The organism is Paenibacillus sp. FSL R5-0912, assembly GCF_000758605.1.
Classification (GTDB): domain Bacteria; phylum Bacillota; class Bacilli; order Paenibacillales; family Paenibacillaceae; genus Paenibacillus_AQ.
Genome location: NZ_CP009282.1, coordinates 3,160,049 through 3,176,084, shown reverse-complemented (window position 1 = coordinate 3,176,084; position 16,036 = coordinate 3,160,049). Strand labels below are relative to the sequence as shown.

General features: G+C 52.9%; 13 protein-coding genes. 7 read left to right on the top strand and 6 right to left on the bottom strand.

Annotation, left to right across the window (positions count from 1 at the left end; translation table 11 throughout):
- Positions 1–10 precede the first annotated feature (10 nt).
- Positions 11–1,132: a glycosyltransferase gene (locus tag R50912_RS13155; protein ID WP_042235377.1), complete on the bottom strand. Its 1,122-nt coding sequence runs from the start codon at positions 1,130–1,132 to the stop codon at positions 11–13.
- Positions 1,133–1,314: 182 nt separating this feature from the next.
- Here R50912_RS13155 and R50912_RS13150 point away from each other — a divergent pair, with 182 nt between their 5' ends.
- The 3 genes from R50912_RS13150 to thiD all read left to right on the top strand — a co-directional run bounded on the left by R50912_RS13150 (position 1,315) and on the right by thiD (position 4,289).
- On the top strand, positions 1,315–1,710 hold the full coding sequence (locus R50912_RS13150) for an RNA polymerase sigma factor (RefSeq protein WP_052416285.1): 396 nt from the start codon (positions 1,315–1,317) through the stop codon (positions 1,708–1,710).
- A gap of 33 nt (positions 1,711–1,743) precedes the next feature.
- On the top strand, positions 1,744–3,213 hold the full coding sequence (locus tag R50912_RS13145; protein WP_042235375.1) for a DUF4850 domain-containing protein: 1,470 nt from the start codon (positions 1,744–1,746) through the stop codon (positions 3,211–3,213).
- Positions 3,214–3,476: 263 nt separating this feature from the next.
- Positions 3,477–4,289 (top strand): bifunctional hydroxymethylpyrimidine kinase/phosphomethylpyrimidine kinase, encoded by an 813-nt coding sequence (gene thiD / locus R50912_RS13140; protein ID WP_042235373.1) that lies wholly within the window; start codon positions 3,477–3,479, stop codon positions 4,287–4,289.
- A 118-nt stretch (positions 4,290–4,407) separates the two neighbouring features.
- Here thiD and R50912_RS13135 read toward each other — a convergent pair whose 3' ends face one another.
- The 3 genes from R50912_RS13135 to R50912_RS13125 form a co-directional block, all read right to left on the bottom strand.
- Positions 4,408–5,313, bottom strand: coding sequence for a hypothetical protein (locus R50912_RS13135; protein WP_042235371.1), 906 nt, complete (start codon positions 5,311–5,313; stop codon positions 4,408–4,410).
- 83 nt (positions 5,314–5,396) lie between these two features.
- Positions 5,397–5,918, bottom strand: a complete 522-nt coding sequence (locus R50912_RS13130; RefSeq protein WP_042235370.1) for a GNAT family N-acetyltransferase — start codon at positions 5,916–5,918, stop codon at positions 5,397–5,399.
- Complete coding sequence (locus R50912_RS13125) at positions 5,915–6,751, bottom strand: helix-turn-helix domain-containing protein (protein WP_042235368.1); 837 nt, start codon at positions 6,749–6,751, stop codon at positions 5,915–5,917. The genes R50912_RS13130 and R50912_RS13125 overlap by 4 nt, the downstream gene beginning before the upstream one ends.
- Before the next feature lie 124 nt (positions 6,752–6,875).
- Between R50912_RS13125 and R50912_RS13120 the strand changes: the two genes are divergently transcribed.
- On the top strand, positions 6,876–8,333 hold the full coding sequence (locus tag R50912_RS13120) for an alpha-L-fucosidase (protein ID WP_042235366.1): 1,458 nt from the start codon (positions 6,876–6,878) through the stop codon (positions 8,331–8,333).
- 135 nt (positions 8,334–8,468) lie between these two features.
- On the opposite strand, the gene R50912_RS13115 is transcribed toward R50912_RS13120, so the two are convergent.
- Entirely contained in the window at positions 8,469–9,290 is an 822-nt protein-coding gene (locus tag R50912_RS13115) for an AraC family transcriptional regulator (protein WP_042235364.1), read from the bottom strand.
- 197 nt (positions 9,291–9,487) lie between these two features.
- On the opposite strand from R50912_RS13115, the gene R50912_RS13110 reads away from it, so the two are divergent.
- Positions 9,488–12,601 carry a beta-galactosidase, LacZ type gene (locus tag R50912_RS13110; RefSeq protein WP_042235362.1) on the top strand — a complete coding sequence of 1,038 codons (3,114 nt, stop codon included), beginning with the start codon at positions 9,488–9,490 and terminating at the stop codon, positions 12,599–12,601.
- 601 nt (positions 12,602–13,202) lie between these two features.
- Positions 13,203–14,177, top strand: a complete 975-nt coding sequence (locus R50912_RS13105; RefSeq protein ID WP_042235361.1) for a phosphotransferase — start codon at positions 13,203–13,205, stop codon at positions 14,175–14,177.
- Positions 14,178–14,183: 6 nt separating this feature from the next.
- Here the strand turns inward: R50912_RS13105 and R50912_RS13100 are convergent, their stop codons facing one another.
- Positions 14,184–14,930 carry a glycoside hydrolase family 16 protein gene (locus R50912_RS13100; protein ID WP_052416280.1) on the bottom strand — a complete coding sequence of 249 codons (747 nt, stop codon included), beginning with the start codon at positions 14,928–14,930 and terminating at the stop codon, positions 14,184–14,186.
- 148 nt (positions 14,931–15,078) lie between these two features.
- On the opposite strand from R50912_RS13100, the gene R50912_RS13095 reads away from it, so the two are divergent.
- Positions 15,079–15,999 carry an ABC transporter permease gene (locus R50912_RS13095; RefSeq protein WP_042235359.1) on the top strand — a complete coding sequence of 307 codons (921 nt, stop codon included), beginning with the start codon at positions 15,079–15,081 and terminating at the stop codon, positions 15,997–15,999.
- The last annotated feature ends 37 nt before the right edge of the window (positions 16,000–16,036 follow it).

Genomic DNA, 16,036 nt, shown 5'->3' with positions numbered 1-16,036 from the left:
CGCAACCCTGCTATTTCTTCTTCTCCCCGGCGGTCTCCTGCGGCTGCAGCGAAACATACTTATCACCCAGGAGCTTCTGAAAGTAGGTCCGGTTATACAGCATACTAGGATGGCTGGGAAGCTGCAGCAGGGCCGTCTCATTGAAATGATTAGCCCGTTCATGCTGGCCCAGCCGGTCATAACAGAGCGCGAGCTGCAGATTCGGAATCCAGGTGGCGAAGGCCTCATTCTTCACACCCAGGGAAGCTGTCTGCCGGGGCAGCATAACAGCAAGCTCATACCAGTAGATCGCCGGATGAAGCTGGCCTTTCTCCACATGCCAGGCACCGAGCCGGCAGCAGAACTCGGCACGCGGGGAATCGTACTGCAGCGTCCGGGTGATCGCAGTGAACGCCGCTTCCTTGTCACCCAGCCGCTCCCGGCATTCGGCAAGCCGCAGGCAGGCCTGAATGTTATCTTCAACCCAGCCTTGACCGCCGTTCAGGAACAGCTCGTAATATTGGCAGGCTTCCCCATGGATTCCATGATCGCGCAGCTCATTGGCATAATAATATTGATCCCGCGGAGAGAAGACTTCCCCCTCAGCCACCCGCTTGCGGTAGATCCGCAAGTTGCGGTCCGTGTACTCTTTGTCTTTCTCATGGGTAATGCAGACATCACTGCTGTAAGAAGGGCCGTATACCTCCAGGTATTCATGCACCGGGCCGATCCATTTGAATCCGCAGGACCGGCGGACCAGCCGGTTGCGCCGCAAGGACGTGACCACCTTCCCCTCCGCGTCAAAAGCGAGATTATACTGCATGTTCACACTGTCCACATTCTCCGGGAGCGACTGCTTCAGCTCTCTGAACAGCACTTGATCACTTTCCATCAGATAGTCATCTGCATCCAGCCAGAAGATGTATTCCTTGGTCGCCTTGCTGAAGGCGAAATTGCGGGCAGCAGAGAAATCTTCGATCCAGGTAAAATCATATATCACCGCTCCGAAGGTTTCCGCAATCTCCTTCGTTCTGTCCGCCGAGCCTGTATCCACAATGATGATCTCATCCGCAATCGCGCGAGCAGAAGTAAGGCAGCGGGGCAGGCTCTTCTCTTCATTGCGGACAATCATGCATAAGCTAATTTCTATCATGGCAGCCTCCTAATCGGTATCCTCCTATATAAATATGCAGCCCCCTCCAATTGGAACTCCCGTTCCTAGCCAATCTGCTGCACTTAGTGCCACAATCACCGCTATATAATTTTATTCAGGACAAAAGAAACTTTCCGGAGGATACAGAGGTCAATACAGTAGAGAGAAAAGGGAGGGACCGTATGTACGGTGCAACGAAGGATTCCAATACTATGAACGCCGCCGCGTTAAAGACACTTATGGAAGACTATGGCGAGGATGTATGGAACTATGCCTACTACCTGGCCCGCTGCAGAAGTGCTGCTGATGATATCTCCCAGGAGACCTTCATCCGGGCTTATAAATACAGGGGTACTTTTCGTGGCGAAGCTTCCGTCAGAACCTGGCTGCTTCAGATTACCCGCAACCGCTGGCTGTCCTACCGCAGCTGCAGCTTCATCCGGCGGGTAACCTTACAAGATCACGCTGGCAGACCCGGCTCAAGCCCCTCCGCTGAAGAGACCTTTTTGCAGCAATCCTTAAGCAGTGAGGTGTGGAAGGTAGTTCTGCAGCTGCCGCGCAAGGCAGCAAGCCAATGAATATTGGGAAAAGGAAAAGGAGCTGAACAATTCATGAGCAAATTACCGGAGGAATGGGAACAACAGTTGAAGGAGAAGCCTTTTGAGGGCATGAATTTCACTCCGCAAATGCAGAAGAAGGTAGAGCAGCGTCTGGGAGGGTATCAGCCCAAGCCCAAGCGCTATAAGGTTCTTGCTTACGCAGCGGTACTGCTGCCGGTCATGGCCATGATGCTATGGTTCGGTTACAGCGGCCTGGAACCCGGCAAGCTTGCTGGACGTCTAACTCCCCTGGTATCGGAAGCTCCCCAGCCTCTGGAAACCGGAGCTGCGGATTTCTCCCCCGCCCCCACCAGCAATAACCAAAGCGTTCCAAGCAATGATTATGCCGTCGGCATCCGCAGCATTTATAATGCTGAAGTCCCTTTCCCTTCTGTTGAAGACAAAAGTGCTGAAGTATCGATCCCGCTGGCTGCCGTCCTTTCCGTTCCCGTTCTGGACGACGGAAACAGTCCTGCACATGTCACTCCGCCCCCGTTGCCCAAGATGACCTTCCCGCTGCCGGCCGGCATGGAAGATAAGCTGCAGGCGGCCCTCGTCTTCCAGGGCGATACCGGCAGTGCTTATATCCTGCTGGCCCCTGCCGGCTGGAAAGCTTCGGCTATTACTGGAGCCAACGGCTCCTTAGGGGCGACTTTTGAGGACCCGGATAATCCGGGGCAAACATTGCAATATTCCGATAATGCCTGGGGCTGTCAGGGCTGTGCAGTCGGCAGCATCGGGACCTATTTCCCCGGCAAGGCAGAATGGGCGGATGAATACGGATTGACCATTATTCCTCCTGCGTTCACCGAACAGTATATGGCGGGAACCGGAGGAGCCGATGCACGCACTGTGCGGTATTCTCTGCCTGCGGAAGCCAGCGGGTATGAAACAGCCGGAACGGCCTACTACGATGAAGGCGAATGGGGATATCTGTTCCGCAAGCTTGAGATAACCACCTCTTCAGCCTTTGACGGGCAGGATGTGATTGACAGCATCCAGGGATTTTTCGCAGCCCATCATGGTCCGCTCCTCCTTCCTGCAGCGCAGAATCCGGAATCTGCCGCAGGCAGTGCAGAATATACTACTCAGTCTCTCTACCTGGCTCTGGAACAGCGGGGCATGCAGCTCAGCCTCGTCCCGGATACCACTGAGCTCATGTTCAACAAGCAGCTGGCCGGTGTCTGGCCTGAAGAGCTGCTGATTGATAAGACCGATACACCGGCCCGGCCGGACCGGTTGTCCGTCTATACCTACGCTGACAGCCAGGAATGTGCCGAAGGTCTGGCTGCGTTGAAGCTGGAGATTAACCGTACGACAAACGACGGAGGAATGCGGATATACCCTCATGTCTTCAGGGAAGGGAAATTCCTTGTGGTGTACTGGATGGGCGGGGACAGTGCTGAGCCCTACGTTTATGACAAGACCATCAAGCTGGCGCTGCACAGCCTCGAAGGCGGCTCCGCCTCTGAAACGGACTGAGAATCCGCTTCAGTCTCAAAATGTGATTATTGCGGGAAATAAGGTCCTCTCAGTCCGCTTCACTATACTGCCAACCTATTGCCAGCCTGTGCTCCCGCACCACTTATCCCGGCTGCACACCTAGGTTATCCTCAATTCTTATCTTTGAAAATAGCACTGTCATGCGGACAGCCAGAGTGTTTTTTGTTATAATGTCGTAGAGTTAAAAAGTTGCACCTAAACCAGGCTCCATACCATCCATATACAAAAAGGGGACGTTACCTTTGTCAAAAATCATCAAAACCTTAACCATTGCCGGCAGTGACTCCAGCGGAGGCGCAGGCATTCAGGCTGACCTCAAAACCTTTGAGGAATACGGCACCTATGGCTTCAGCGCACTGACTACAATCGTTACCATGGACCCCGACCGGGGCTGGCATCATAATGTATATCCGATCGATGCCGCAATCGTCGCCGAGCAGCTCAAAACCATCTTCGCCGGCGGTCCCGTAGATGCCATGAAGACCGGTATGCTAGGCAGTGTTGAGATTGTGCAGGTTGCCGAGCAGGCGATCAAGAACAATCTGCAGACCAATGTAGTTATTGACCCGGTGATGGTCTGCAAAGGCGAAGATGAGGTGCTGAATCCGGAGAGCGCCAATGCGATCCGCGAACTGCTGCTGCCTCTGGCTACTGTAGCGACACCGAACCTGTTCGAAGCCGGTGTCCTCTCCGGAATGGGGAAACTGACTACTCTTGAAGAGATGAAAGAAGCGGCCCGCCTGATCCATCAGCTCGGCACCAAGAATGTTGTCGTCAAAGGCGGCAAGGCACTGGGCGGCGACATGGCGATCGATATCTTCTTCGACGGCAGCGAATATCTGGTGCTGGAGACGGCCAAGATCGAACCAGCCCACAATCACGGAGCCGGCTGCACCTTCGCCGCTGCTATTACCGGCGGCCTGGCTAACGGTTTGTCGGTGAAGGAAGCCGTGGTGAAAGCGAAGGACTTCGTGTCCGCAGCGATCCGCAACGGTTATGCCTTCAACCAGTATGTCGGCCCTGTGTTCCACGGCGGATACCGTCTGGAGAACTAGGAACAGCCAGTCTGCCGGATAACGGCGCAGCAAAAAACCTCTCTTCGGAAATGGGTGTGAACAACCCTTCGAAGAGAGGTTTTTTGTTATTTTCAGAGATGCTGATCTTGCACCCTGCTTACTTCGTAGCTTGTTCCTCCGCAATATGCTTCACAAACTCAATCGTCTTATCCTTATTGTCTTCGCCAAGCACACCGATAATGATCGATTTCACATTATAGTCAATGGGCAGTGCAGAGATGAACGGAGAGTCCATAATATCCACGCCATACAGCTCGCGCTTGCCGGTATCTTCATTCGTTCCCCATCTCATACGTGTATCGTCAGCAGCCAGCTTGCCGTCTGCCGTAATGGGTTCGAGATTCTGGAATCCAGCCTGTCCGCCGATCCACTCGATGGTTGCATCATCCATAATGACGATATCCGGCCGGTTGGCCGCCAGCTCGACCACAGCTTTCTGCATATGGTTCATATCCAGCGTATCAGCGCCTTCCCCGGTCTTGGGCAGATACACAATGGTCGCCTCTACCCGCTTCCACTGCGGATAAGCGTCAATGACCGCTTGCTCCAATGCCGCTGTATCCCCGCTGCTGTCCTTGGCCCCGAAATTACCCACGAACATAATGGTCGCATCCACCGGCGGCAGCGAAGCAAGATACTGTTTATGCTGATAGTTATCGTACAGTGCCTTCCCGCCAAAAATCAACACAAGCACTGCGACGATGGATAGGATAACATGCGTTTTGTAGAGCCGCATAAAGCGTTCCCATTGGCTTGCAGTCCCGGAGAACCGCCCGTATTTGGCGAGCCGCTGGTCTTCAGCTTCCTGAATCTCCTGCTCGTCCCAAGTATCCAGAATAAGCTTGTACGCCTGGAAATCCGCTTCATAGTCTGCTATTTCTTCATCCGTAGTAAGGGTCCGTCTGCGCTTCAGGAGCAAATCGAACCGTTTGTTCAATTCTTCTCTGGTTACGGTTTCAGTTAATCCTAGCCGCATGTACGCTTGCTTCAAGTTATCGTTCACATTCAGTTCTCCTTTGATATGTATGATGCATAATTCTATTTTAACAGACTTCGCCCTGTATTCTCCACTCTGGCTATTGATGGTCAGAACAGGCCCGCCGTCTCCATCAGCAGGAACTCCGTTTCGTTGTCTCCATACCGGTTGATGAAGCGTTGCCCGGGCAGGAAACCCGCCTTCTTATACACGGCAATAGCCCGGAGATTAAAGGCCGCAACCGACAACCGGAACCGCTTCGCGTCATAGGTCCGCTGTGCAAACTTCATACCCGCCTGCAGAAAAGCAAGCCCTTTTCCAGCGCCGGTCAGGTCCGGCCTTAATCCCAGTCCGATATCAAGCGCTGCACCATCCAGATAATATCCCAGCTCTACCCCTCCTCCCACCTGGGCATTCCTTCCGTAACAGAAGAATCCGGCCAGTTCCCCCTCCGCAGTACGTACGCTGAAGTAGGATCCGTCCATTAGCTCTTCGATATCCTCCGTTTCAGCAGAATCATCCATCATATTGTACAGAGAATACGGCGGTTCGTATTTCCAGTTAAGAATCGCTCTGGCTGACAGCTCATCCATTAACCGGATCTGATACCCGCTATATGCTTCGCTGCTCATAGTTTAACTCCTCCTGTTTCCTGTTTTCGGAATTCTGTGGGCGCAAGCCCGGCATGTTTCTTGAATTGCCTCGAGAAATAGAACAAATCGCCGAAGCCGAGCTGGTCGGCAATGTCGCTGACTGAACCGGAGGTGGTTGCCAGGAGGTCTTTGGCTTTTTCAATCTTTTGCCGGGTGATGTACTGGATGGGGGGGACGCCAATCTGCTGTTTGAACAGGCGTATCAAGTAGTTAGGGTGCATAAGCGCAATTTCGGCTAGGTCATGAATGGTAATATTGTGTTCGATATTCGCAGCGATGTAATCCAGAACGGCTGTCAGCTTCCGGGCGGAGCCCAGGTTCTTATAAGAGATTTCATCCAGCCTGAGGTTCATGATGTAATAGGAGATCAGCTCCAGAAGCTTGCTCTTGGCCAGCAGCGGGGCGTACACAGCGTCCGATTGGGCACTCCCTGTAACCCCTTTGAACGCCGCCTCCACAGCAGCAGGATTCTCCGGAATACATACATGGCTCATCTCCAGGATACGGAACAGGTTGATCTCTCCGACCTTGGCGCTGAAATGACACCAGTACTTGAGAAAAGGGCGTTCGCTGATGCATGAGTAGGATTGCTTCACACCCTCAGGCATCAGGATCAGCTCCCCCGGCTGCGGATAATATTCCTTATCCCCGATCTTCAGCCAACCTTCACCGCCGCAGATGTAATAGAACTTGCTGTAGTCCGGAGTATAGTCCAGATCCCTCCACTGTGTGGTGCACTGGTTATAGTCCGCCATGAGCAGGTCGACCTTCAGATTGGATAAGTAGCTGGTAAGCAATGCTTGATGATCCATCGTTCAGACCGCCTTAAAGGTTAATTTTGTACATCAGAAAGTTAATCGCGTACATTCTTAAATCCCCCTGCGGCCGGGTACAATGAAGGCGTTATATTAATCGCGGGAGGATGAGAGATTGACTATGAGCATGACAGATTATTTGCACCTTATCGACGAGACCATTAAGAACGGCCCCTACAAGGATGATTGGGATTCACTAAGGATGTATGAGGTGCCGCAGTGGTACCGCCAGGCCAAATTCGGCATTTTCATTCACTGGGGGCTGTATTCTGTTCCGGCCTTCAGTAATGAGTGGTATTCGCGCAATATGTACATCCAAGGTACGAAGGAATATGAGCATCATCTGGCTGTCTACGGGAACCACAAGGATTTCGGTTATAAGGATTTCATTCCCCTGTTCACGGCGCAGCAGTTCAACCCCGGCGAGTGGGCTGCCTTATTCAAAGCCTCCGGCGCCAAGTATGTCATTCCCGTTGCAGAGCATCATGACGGCTTCCAGATGTATAAAAGCGCTGTCTCCCATTATAACACGTACGAGATGGGGCCCATGCGGGATATTCTCGGCGAGCTGAAGGCCGCCTTCGGGAAGCAGGATCTGGAGCTGGGCGTCTCCTCCCACCGCGCAGAGCATTGGTTCTTCATGTCCCACGGCAAAGAGTTCGACTCCGATATCCACGAGCCGCTGGAACGCGGCGATTTCTACTGGCCGTCCATGCCGGAACCCGATCATCACGATCTCTACGGCTCCCCCCCGTCCGCAGAATATCTGGAGGACTGGCTGATCCGCTGCTGCGAGCTGGTCGACCAGTATCAGCCCAAGATCTTCTATTTCGACTGGTGGATTGAGAATGCTGTATTCAAGCCATATCTGAAAAAATTCGCTGCCTATTATTATAACAGAGCTGCAGAATGGGGAACTACGGCTGCCATTAATTATAAACATGATGCCTTCATGTTCGGCACAGCTATTCCCGATGTAGAGCGGGGGCAATTCGCTGAGCTGAAGCCATTCTTCTGGCAGACGGATACTGCAGCAGCACGAAACTCCTGGTGCTATACGGAGAATAATGACTTCAAATCGGCCGGAGAAATCATCCGCGATCTGGTGGATATCGTCAGTAAAAACGGCAATCTTCTGCTGAATGTGGGTCCGCGGGCAGACGGCAGCTTTGCCGATGAAGATAAAGCGATTCTGGCTGCTATCGGCGGCTGGCTGGGTACAAATGGTGAGGCCATTTATGATAGCTCCTTCTGGCGCACGTTCGGTGAAGGGCCGACACGCATTGAAGAGGGACAGTTCACCGACGGCAGCGCCAAGGTGTTCACCCCTGAGGACATCCGCTTCACCGTGAAGGGAAGCTGCCTGTATGCAACTGTCCTGGTGTTCCCTGCGGATGGCGTTGTGCGCATTACATCGCTCAGGGAGAAATCCCCCTATTTCGAAGGTATTATCCAAAAGATGTCCGTGCTCGGTTTCGATGAGCAGCCTGCCTGGGAGCGGGATGCAGAAGCATTAACGATCCGCACCACAGCGGTGGCCAGCGCCCTGCCGGTTGTGTTCAAGCTTGAACTTGCCTGATCTTGGCCTACTACTCTTCATAAACGGAAGCGGATCGTCGATGCTTTGAGGAAAGTGCATGGCTACTGGATGTACGCCCGGCTGAGGGAGAGTCTGTGATACGGATACGGATACGAATCCGTAGTCAGGCGGTCCCTAATCCAGACCATGCAGGCGCCTCCACTCTTCGGGCTGCATACCGGTAATCCGTTTGAACACAGCACAGAAGTAGCTGACATTCTCGAACCCTGCCCGCTGGGCGATTTCATAGACTCTCTGCCCTCTGCTGCTGAACATAAGCTGCTTGCTCCGGTTCACCCGCTGTTTGTTAATGTAGGCGACCGGCCGCTCGCGGACGGTGCGCTGAAACAGCCGGCACAGATACTGCGGCGACACTTCAGCCACCTCGGCCAGCTCCTTCAGCAGCAGCGGACGGTGCAGGTGGAGCTCTATATATTGCAGCACCGGCTTCATCCGCTCCAGCTCATTATCCTCATTCGAGGCGGGGAGCAGGCTGCGTTTCAGATCCAGAAGCAGCGAGTACAATAACTTCGAACGTTCCAGATTATCCTGAAGCTCATTGCCGTATGAAAGGGTAAGCATCTCCTCCAGCGGTTTCAGGATGGGCTCCGCTCTTAAGCTCCCCATTCCTGACTCGCGTATTCCGGCATAGAGCAGCATCTGGGCCGCTTCCCGCCCGTTAAAGGAAATCCAGGCCAGCTCCCATTCCCGGCTCAGCGGTGCATACGAATGGGGAACATCCGGATAGAGAAAGAAGATATCCCCGGGACCGGCAATATAGGATTTATCCCGGATATGCAGCTCTCCCTTGCCTCCAAGCACCTGGTGCAGCTGGTAATCCGGAAACCCCGCCGGACGTTCCGTCTCTTCCTGATGCTCCCAGTACCCGATGGTCGTAGCATAGAGCGGAAGCGGAAGCGTTTCTTCCATTTCGCAAAAGATCATTGTACTTCTCACAGGCGTCCCCCCTTTAAAAGCCCAGCGGGTTCTAACCGCCGGTATTCCTGTTCCACCTCCTCATCATAACGGCACGCAGTTTCAAATTCCAGTCTATTCTTGTTTCATATTTTGTTATATTCGATGAATATCATTATATATACCCCAGTCATTCTCCATTCTATAATATGAATATAACAATATAAGGAGATGTTAACTTGCGCCAGAAGCTCTCATACCAGCAGCCTGCAAACGGATATCCGGAGTGGAATAATAATCCTGAGCTATTTCAATTGAACCGGATAGACGCGCATGCCTCCATGATGTCTTTCCCGGCAGTGGCTGAAGCCCTGCAAGGAACTAAAGAAGCCTCATCCCGTTATCAATCCTTGAACGGAACCTGGAAATTCGCATTCGCCGAAACTGCGGAAGCACGGATTAAGGATTTCTATACCGCCGGTTATGACTCCGGAGACTGGGCGGATATTACCGTTCCCTCCCACTGGCAGTTCCAGGGATATGATTACCCGCAATATACCAATGTCCGTTATCCATGGGCGTTATCGGAGCCTGAGCTGAAGCCGCCTTTTGCACCGACCGTGTACAATCCGGTGGGCTCTTATATCCGCACCTTCACCGTACCCGAGACTTGGAATGGGCAGCCAGTGTACCTCAGCTTCCAGGGGGTGGAATCCGCTTTCTATGTCTGGGTGAACGGTGAGCTGGCAGGGTACTGTGAGGATACCTTCACGCCATCCGAATTCGATATTACTGCTTATCTGGTACCCGGTGTCAACAAGCTGGCTGTAGAAGTCTACCGCTGGTGCGATGCCAGCTGGCTGGAGGATCAGGATTTCTGGCGGCTGAGCGGAATATTCCGCGATGTTTATCTGTATACTGCACCGACTGTAAGGGTTGCTGATTTCTTCGTCCGCACCGATCTGGATGAGAAGTTTACCGATGCGCAGCTGAATGTAAATCTGACGATAGAGAATTATTTTGACAAGGTAATTGAGTCCCATTCGGTACAGGTGCAGCTCTATGACGGTAAAGAACAGCCCTTATGGGCTGAACCTGTCTCCGCCTCTGTCGCTTTCGGCCAGGATGGAATTCAGCAGCTACAGCTCTCCGCAGCAGTGACGAACCCGAAGAAGTGGAGCGCCGAGAAGCCTTATCTGTACACACTGGTTATTGCTGTATCAGATGATCAGGGACAAGTGCTGGAAGCAGTCAGCTGCAAAGTAGGCTTCCGTACCTTCGAGATCCATGAGGGTCTCATGAAGATCAACGGCAAACGGATTGTGCTCAAGGGTACCAACCGTCATGAATTCTCCTGCGACACCGGCCGTGCACTCTCCAGAGAAGATATGATCACCGACATCAAGCTCATGAAATCGCATAATATCAACGCTGTGCGGACTTCCCATTATCCGAATCAGTCCGTATGGTATGAGCTGTGTGACGAATACGGGCTCTATGTCATCGACGAGACGAATCTGGAGACCCATGGCTCCTGGCAATACGAGCAGCAGGAGCTGCATGAGCACAATGTCCCTGCCAGCCGGCCGGAATGGCGCGCCAATGTCATTGACCGCTGTAACTCCATGATGCAAAGAGACAAGAATCATCCGTCGGTTATCATCTGGTCGCTCGGTAACGAGTCCTTCGGCGGCGATAACTTCCTGGCGATGCATGACTATCTGTGGGAAGCCGATCCGACCCGTCCGGTGCATTACGAAGGGATTTTCCATTACAGAGCGTCAGAAGCCGCAAGTGATATCGAATCTACCATGTACATCAAACCGGATGATGTCGAGAGATATGCGCTGAACCATCCCAAGAAGCCATATATTCTCTGCGAATACAGCCATGCCATGGGCAACTCCTGCGGCGGTCTGCATCTCTACACCGAGCTGTTTGACAAGTATGACATCATTCAGGGCGCTTTTATCTGGGACTGGGTGGATCAGGCCATCCGCACGACTACCGTTGACGGCACAAGCTATCTGGCCTACGGCGGCGATTTCGGGGAAAATCCGCATGACGGCAACTTCAGCGGCAACGGCCTGCTGTTTGCTGACCGTACGGTTACTCCCAAGCTGCTGGAGGTCAAAAAATGCTATCAGAGCATTGTCATCACCGCACTGGATCTGCCGAACGGACGTCTACAGGTTCGCAATAACTTCCTGTTTACGGATCTGGCAGACTATCAGCTGCAATGGAAGCTTGCTCTGGACGGAGAAACCGCGCAGGAAGGACTGCTGCCGCTGTCCGCAGCACCTGGTGAAACCGCTGAAATTGCTATTTCATACGATCAGGACCTGCTTGAAACCGGTAAAGAAGCAGTACTCACAGTCTCATTCGTCCAGCAGTCCGAAACGGCCTGGGCAGGTGCAGACCACGAAATCGCCTGGGAACAGTTCGTTCTAATACCATACCTTCCGGCCAGCGCACCTGTTACTCCAGGAAGCACGCTGCAGGTCAATGAGCAAGACGGGCTGGTGACTTTTGCAGGCAGCAGCTTCGGAATATCGTTCGACACGGCAACCGGCGCCCTGGTTTCTTACCAGTCTTCCGGCAAAGAGCATCTGCTTGCACCGGCAAGACCTAACTTCTGGAGAGCGGTAACTGACAATGACCTCGGCAACAAGCATCCCGAGCGCTGCGCAGTCTGGAAGGAAGTCTCTTACAGCCGTCAGCTCACCCGGTTCAGCTGCCGGGTTGAGGGCAGTCTCGGTTTCGTGACCACTGAGTATCTGCTGGATACCCAGCCGAAGTCCTTGCTGCGTGTTCAATACGAGATCCGCACGGACGGCTCGGTAGAGATTGTTCAGGAGCTTCAGCCGGGCAGCAGCAAGCTGCCGGAGATTCCGGAATTCGGCATGGCCTTCGAGCTGGACAGCAGCCTAGACACTATCTCCTGGTACGGCCGCGGCCCGCATGAGAACTACTGGGACCGGCAGTCCGGAGCTCCGCTGGGACGTTACAGCGGCACTGTCAGCGGGCAATACACACCATATCTCCGTCCGCAGGAATGCGGCAACAAGACGGATGTAAGATATGCTTCTGTCACTGCAGGCAGTGATGGACACGGCTTGCATGTAGAAGGTGCATTGCCAATTGAGATCAACGCTCTTCCTTGGAGTGCCGCTGAGCTTGAAGCCAGCGATCATGGCTACAAGCTTCCTGTATCCAACAAAACGGTGCTGCGCGTGAACTATAAGCAGATGGGTGTCGGCGGTGACGACAGCTGGGGTGCACCGACCCATGAGCAGTTCACCCTGCCTGCTAACCGTCCGTATTCGTTCCGCTTCACGCTTTCACTCGTGTAAGTTGCCTCCCAAGTAGAAACGGTACCGTCCTTTTATATGGACGGTACCGTTTCAGCGAGACATAGAAGGATAAGTTATCGTGTGAAGCATGTTATATTTTCAATAAAGAGGTGTCCCGGCAGCCGGTACTGCGGCTTGGGACACCTCTTTTCGCTTGTTCATTACCAGCTTTTTTCCTGCTCATGCCAACCTCACCGCACGGTTAAGAACCCATTCTCCTAGTGCACACTAGCGTGCAAACAATTCATGACCATAATGCAACATTTCCCCTTCTCCAAGCGGCTTGGAGGGACAATTCTTGTATTTCATACAACAATCTATCCCCACACCCTTGTTTCTGCGAAACCAAGTTGCAATACGTACATCATTTAAGGTTTACAGTGTAAATTCAAGCACCTGTATTCAGCATTCACTGGTCTATGAACTTAAACTAACCGGGCAGTAAATGGCTGCATCGCCCTTCGGTTTCTCAGCAAATATTTATCTTGAATAATCCCCTCACTCCGGTGAAAATAAAGTCATATAGGAGCATTACAGAGATTAAACTAGTGTTAACCCTGAATACATTCATCATTTATATTTCCAGGTGAGGAGATATTATATGTCCGACACAGCCGCAACCATCCGGGATGAAATCTTAGACTCCATTTCAGAGATTTTCGGGGTGCACGTTACTGAAGCTACGCAGATTGATCAGGGTTTCCTGAATCTGAAATGGAAGCTTGAAAGTGATCACGGACGTTTATTCGTGAAGCAATACAGCAAGATACGTTATCCGGAACACCTCACCCACGGACTTGAAATTTCATTGACTCATCAGGATCAGCTGCAGCTGCAGGGCATCCCGGTTCCGAAGTTATTTTCACATCAGGGGAAATATGTCTTACGAACGCCTTCGCAGGAACGGTATGTGCTGATGAACCTGTGTGACGGAAGCAGTATTGAGCCGGGCTCAGCAAGTGAGCCCCAAATGTATGCACTGGGGAGCGTAGTCGGCCGGATGCATAAGCTGCTGAACACGGACCTGACTCCATTGCCCCTGCACTGGAATATACGGACCCAGGAAGCTATGGTGAAGCACTGGGACAAAAGATACCTTCAGGCCACCACCCTTCATAATGGCGAAACGGTTGCAGCGCTTGAGATTCAGCGGAGAATTATTGATGGAATGGACACCGGTATCTTTGCAGACTGCGAACGGGGCTGGGGGCACTGGGATTTGTTCGTCGATAATATTCTGTTCAGCGCCGATGAAGTAGCCGCTATCCTTGACTTCGACAGACTGCATTTCGTGTACCCGGAGTTCGATATATCACGCCCCATCCTGTCCTGCGCCTTGTCAGGCAACCAGCTCCGGCTGGACCGGGTCCAAGCCTTTGTGACCGGCTACCGCGAGCATATCCCATTACCCGTTAACAAATTGATCCGTTCCATTAAATTAACGTGGTGGAGGGAAGCCGAATGGATTGCGGTTCCCCAAAAGGATGAATTCACACCGCTCATCCGGTTCCGCCACGAAAATAATTGGGTCGCCGCCAACTGGGACCGCCTGGAGGATATTTTCACCGGAATTTAAGCTGCCTCAATGCTGATACAGCCGGATGCTTGACACCGTCATCACCGCCGGCAGCGCAGCTTCGTCCACCGCCACATTGTCATACCAGCCGCCCACGGCAAGATTAAGCAGCAGATAAAAAGGCTGATCAAAGGGCATCACCCCCGGCTCCAGACCCCGCTCCGCGAAGCAATGCCCGTCGACCAGCCAGCGCATGGAACCGGCTTCCCATTCCAGCGCATACTCCCGGAACTCGTTAATCGTTCCGTTCTCCAGCTCATAGGTGAACTCTTCGACGACTTTCTGCGCAAGATCCGGTCCATAATGCAGCGTTCCCGCAATCTGCCGGGGCAGGCGTCCCTTCGCCTCCAGCATATCGATCTCCCCGGAGGCGGGCCAGGGCCCGTAAGCCTGATCCTGCGGAAGCAGCCAGATGGCGGGCCATATTCCCTGCCCTACCGGCAGCTTGGCCCGCACGACCAGTCTGCCGTAGCAGAAAGAGAACTGGTCCCGTGTATCCAGGCGAGCCGAGGTATACGCGAAGCTGCGTCCATCCTGCTCCACAGTTTCGCGGCGCGCACACAGCTGCAGGCCTTCTTCTCCAATAGACAGATTCCCCGGATTCCCCGTATAAAACTGCTGCTCCCCGTTGCCCCAGCCCGGATACACCGGCTTCCCGTCATTGTCTAATAAGTCATTGCCCAGGCGGATATTCCAGCTCTGCAAATCCGCATTTCCGCTTACGAAATCCTGCTCCCATACAAGCTTGTTCATCCTTCGCACACTCCCTTCAGTTAATCACAGCATACTTAATTTCCAGACCCGGTGGGTGGAATCCAAAAAATTGGGATAGGGTCAATAATCATGGCCTTTTTTCCTCTGCCCTTTTCTCATACGATGAAAGAGGAAGGGGGCACAGCACATGTTCCAATACAGAACGGAACAAATGAAAGCGCTTGTCAGACAGTGGCAGCTGCAAAGCATGGTAATACCGGGCATTCTCTGGATGTTCATCTTTTGTTATATCCCTATGTTTTGGCTGATCATCGCCTTTATGGACTTCAGCATTGCTAAGCCTATGCTGGAGTCGCCATTTGTCGGGCTGAAGCATTTTCAGGATTTTATGACGGATGACCGGTTTTGGCGCTCGATCCGCAATACCCTCGGGATGAGTACGATTAAGCTCGTACTTGGTTTTCCAATCCCCATTCTATTCGCCCTGCTGCTTAATGAAATCCGGGGTCTGCGGTTTAAGCGCACGGTGCAGACAATCTCGTACCTGCCCCATTTCATCGCCTGGACGATCTTTGGCGGAATCGCACTCAACTGGCTGGGGGAGGGCGGTGTCATTAACCAGCTGATGATGGCGATCGGGTTCCAGGACCGGGAAATCCTGTTCAACAGCGACCCTAAGTACTTCTGGTGGATTACCTTTTTCACCGATACGCTCAAGGAAACCGGCTGGAGCGCCATTATCTACATAGCAGCCATAGCCGGTATTGATCCGGGGCTGTATGAAGCAGCCGAGCTGGACGGCGCGAACCGCTGGCAGCGGATGTGGCATATTACCGTGCAGAGCATCCGCCCCACGATCGCGATTCTGTTCATCCTTGCGGTCAGCGGGATCCTCGGCAGTAATTTCGAGCAGATCTTCATGCTTAAGAACAACATGAATATGAAGATGGCGGAGAGTCTCGACCTCTACATTTACAACATGGGGCTGGTCTCCGGGCGTCACTCCTTCTCCACCGCCGTCCTGTTTGCCCGCTCAATCGTAGCGCTGGGGCTGCTGCTGTTGGCCAATCAGACCTCCAAGAAGCTGACCGGCGACAGTATTTTTTAGAAGAAACGAATGATGAGCGGCGAAGCCGACTCCACCT

What these genes read in the sequence shown, in the direction of transcription:
- R50912_RS13155 (WP_042235377.1), bottom strand. Translation starts at nt 1,132, where the DNA reads ATGATAGAAATTAGCTTATGCATGATTGTCCGCAATGAAGAGAAGAGC.
- R50912_RS13145 (WP_042235375.1), top strand. Translation starts at nt 1,744, where the DNA reads ATGAGCAAATTACCGGAGGAATGGGAACAACAGTTGAAGGAGAAGCCT.
- R50912_RS13150 (WP_052416285.1), top strand. Translation starts at nt 1,315, where the DNA reads ATGTACGGTGCAACGAAGGATTCCAATACTATGAACGCCGCCGCGTTA.
- R50912_RS13120 (WP_042235366.1), top strand. Translation starts at nt 6,876, where the DNA reads ATGAGCATGACAGATTATTTGCACCTTATCGACGAGACCATTAAGAAC.
- R50912_RS13100 (WP_052416280.1), bottom strand. Translation starts at nt 14,930, where the DNA reads ATGAACAAGCTTGTATGGGAGCAGGATTTCGTAAGCGGAAATGCGGAT.
- R50912_RS13105 (WP_042235361.1), top strand. Translation starts at nt 13,203, where the DNA reads ATGTCCGACACAGCCGCAACCATCCGGGATGAAATCTTAGACTCCATT.
- R50912_RS13095 (WP_042235359.1), top strand. Translation starts at nt 15,079, where the DNA reads ATGTTCCAATACAGAACGGAACAAATGAAAGCGCTTGTCAGACAGTGG.
- R50912_RS13130 (WP_042235370.1), bottom strand. Translation starts at nt 5,918, where the DNA reads ATGAGCAGCGAAGCATATAGCGGGTATCAGATCCGGTTAATGGATGAG.
- R50912_RS13125 (WP_042235368.1), bottom strand. Translation starts at nt 6,751, where the DNA reads ATGGATCATCAAGCATTGCTTACCAGCTACTTATCCAATCTGAAGGTC.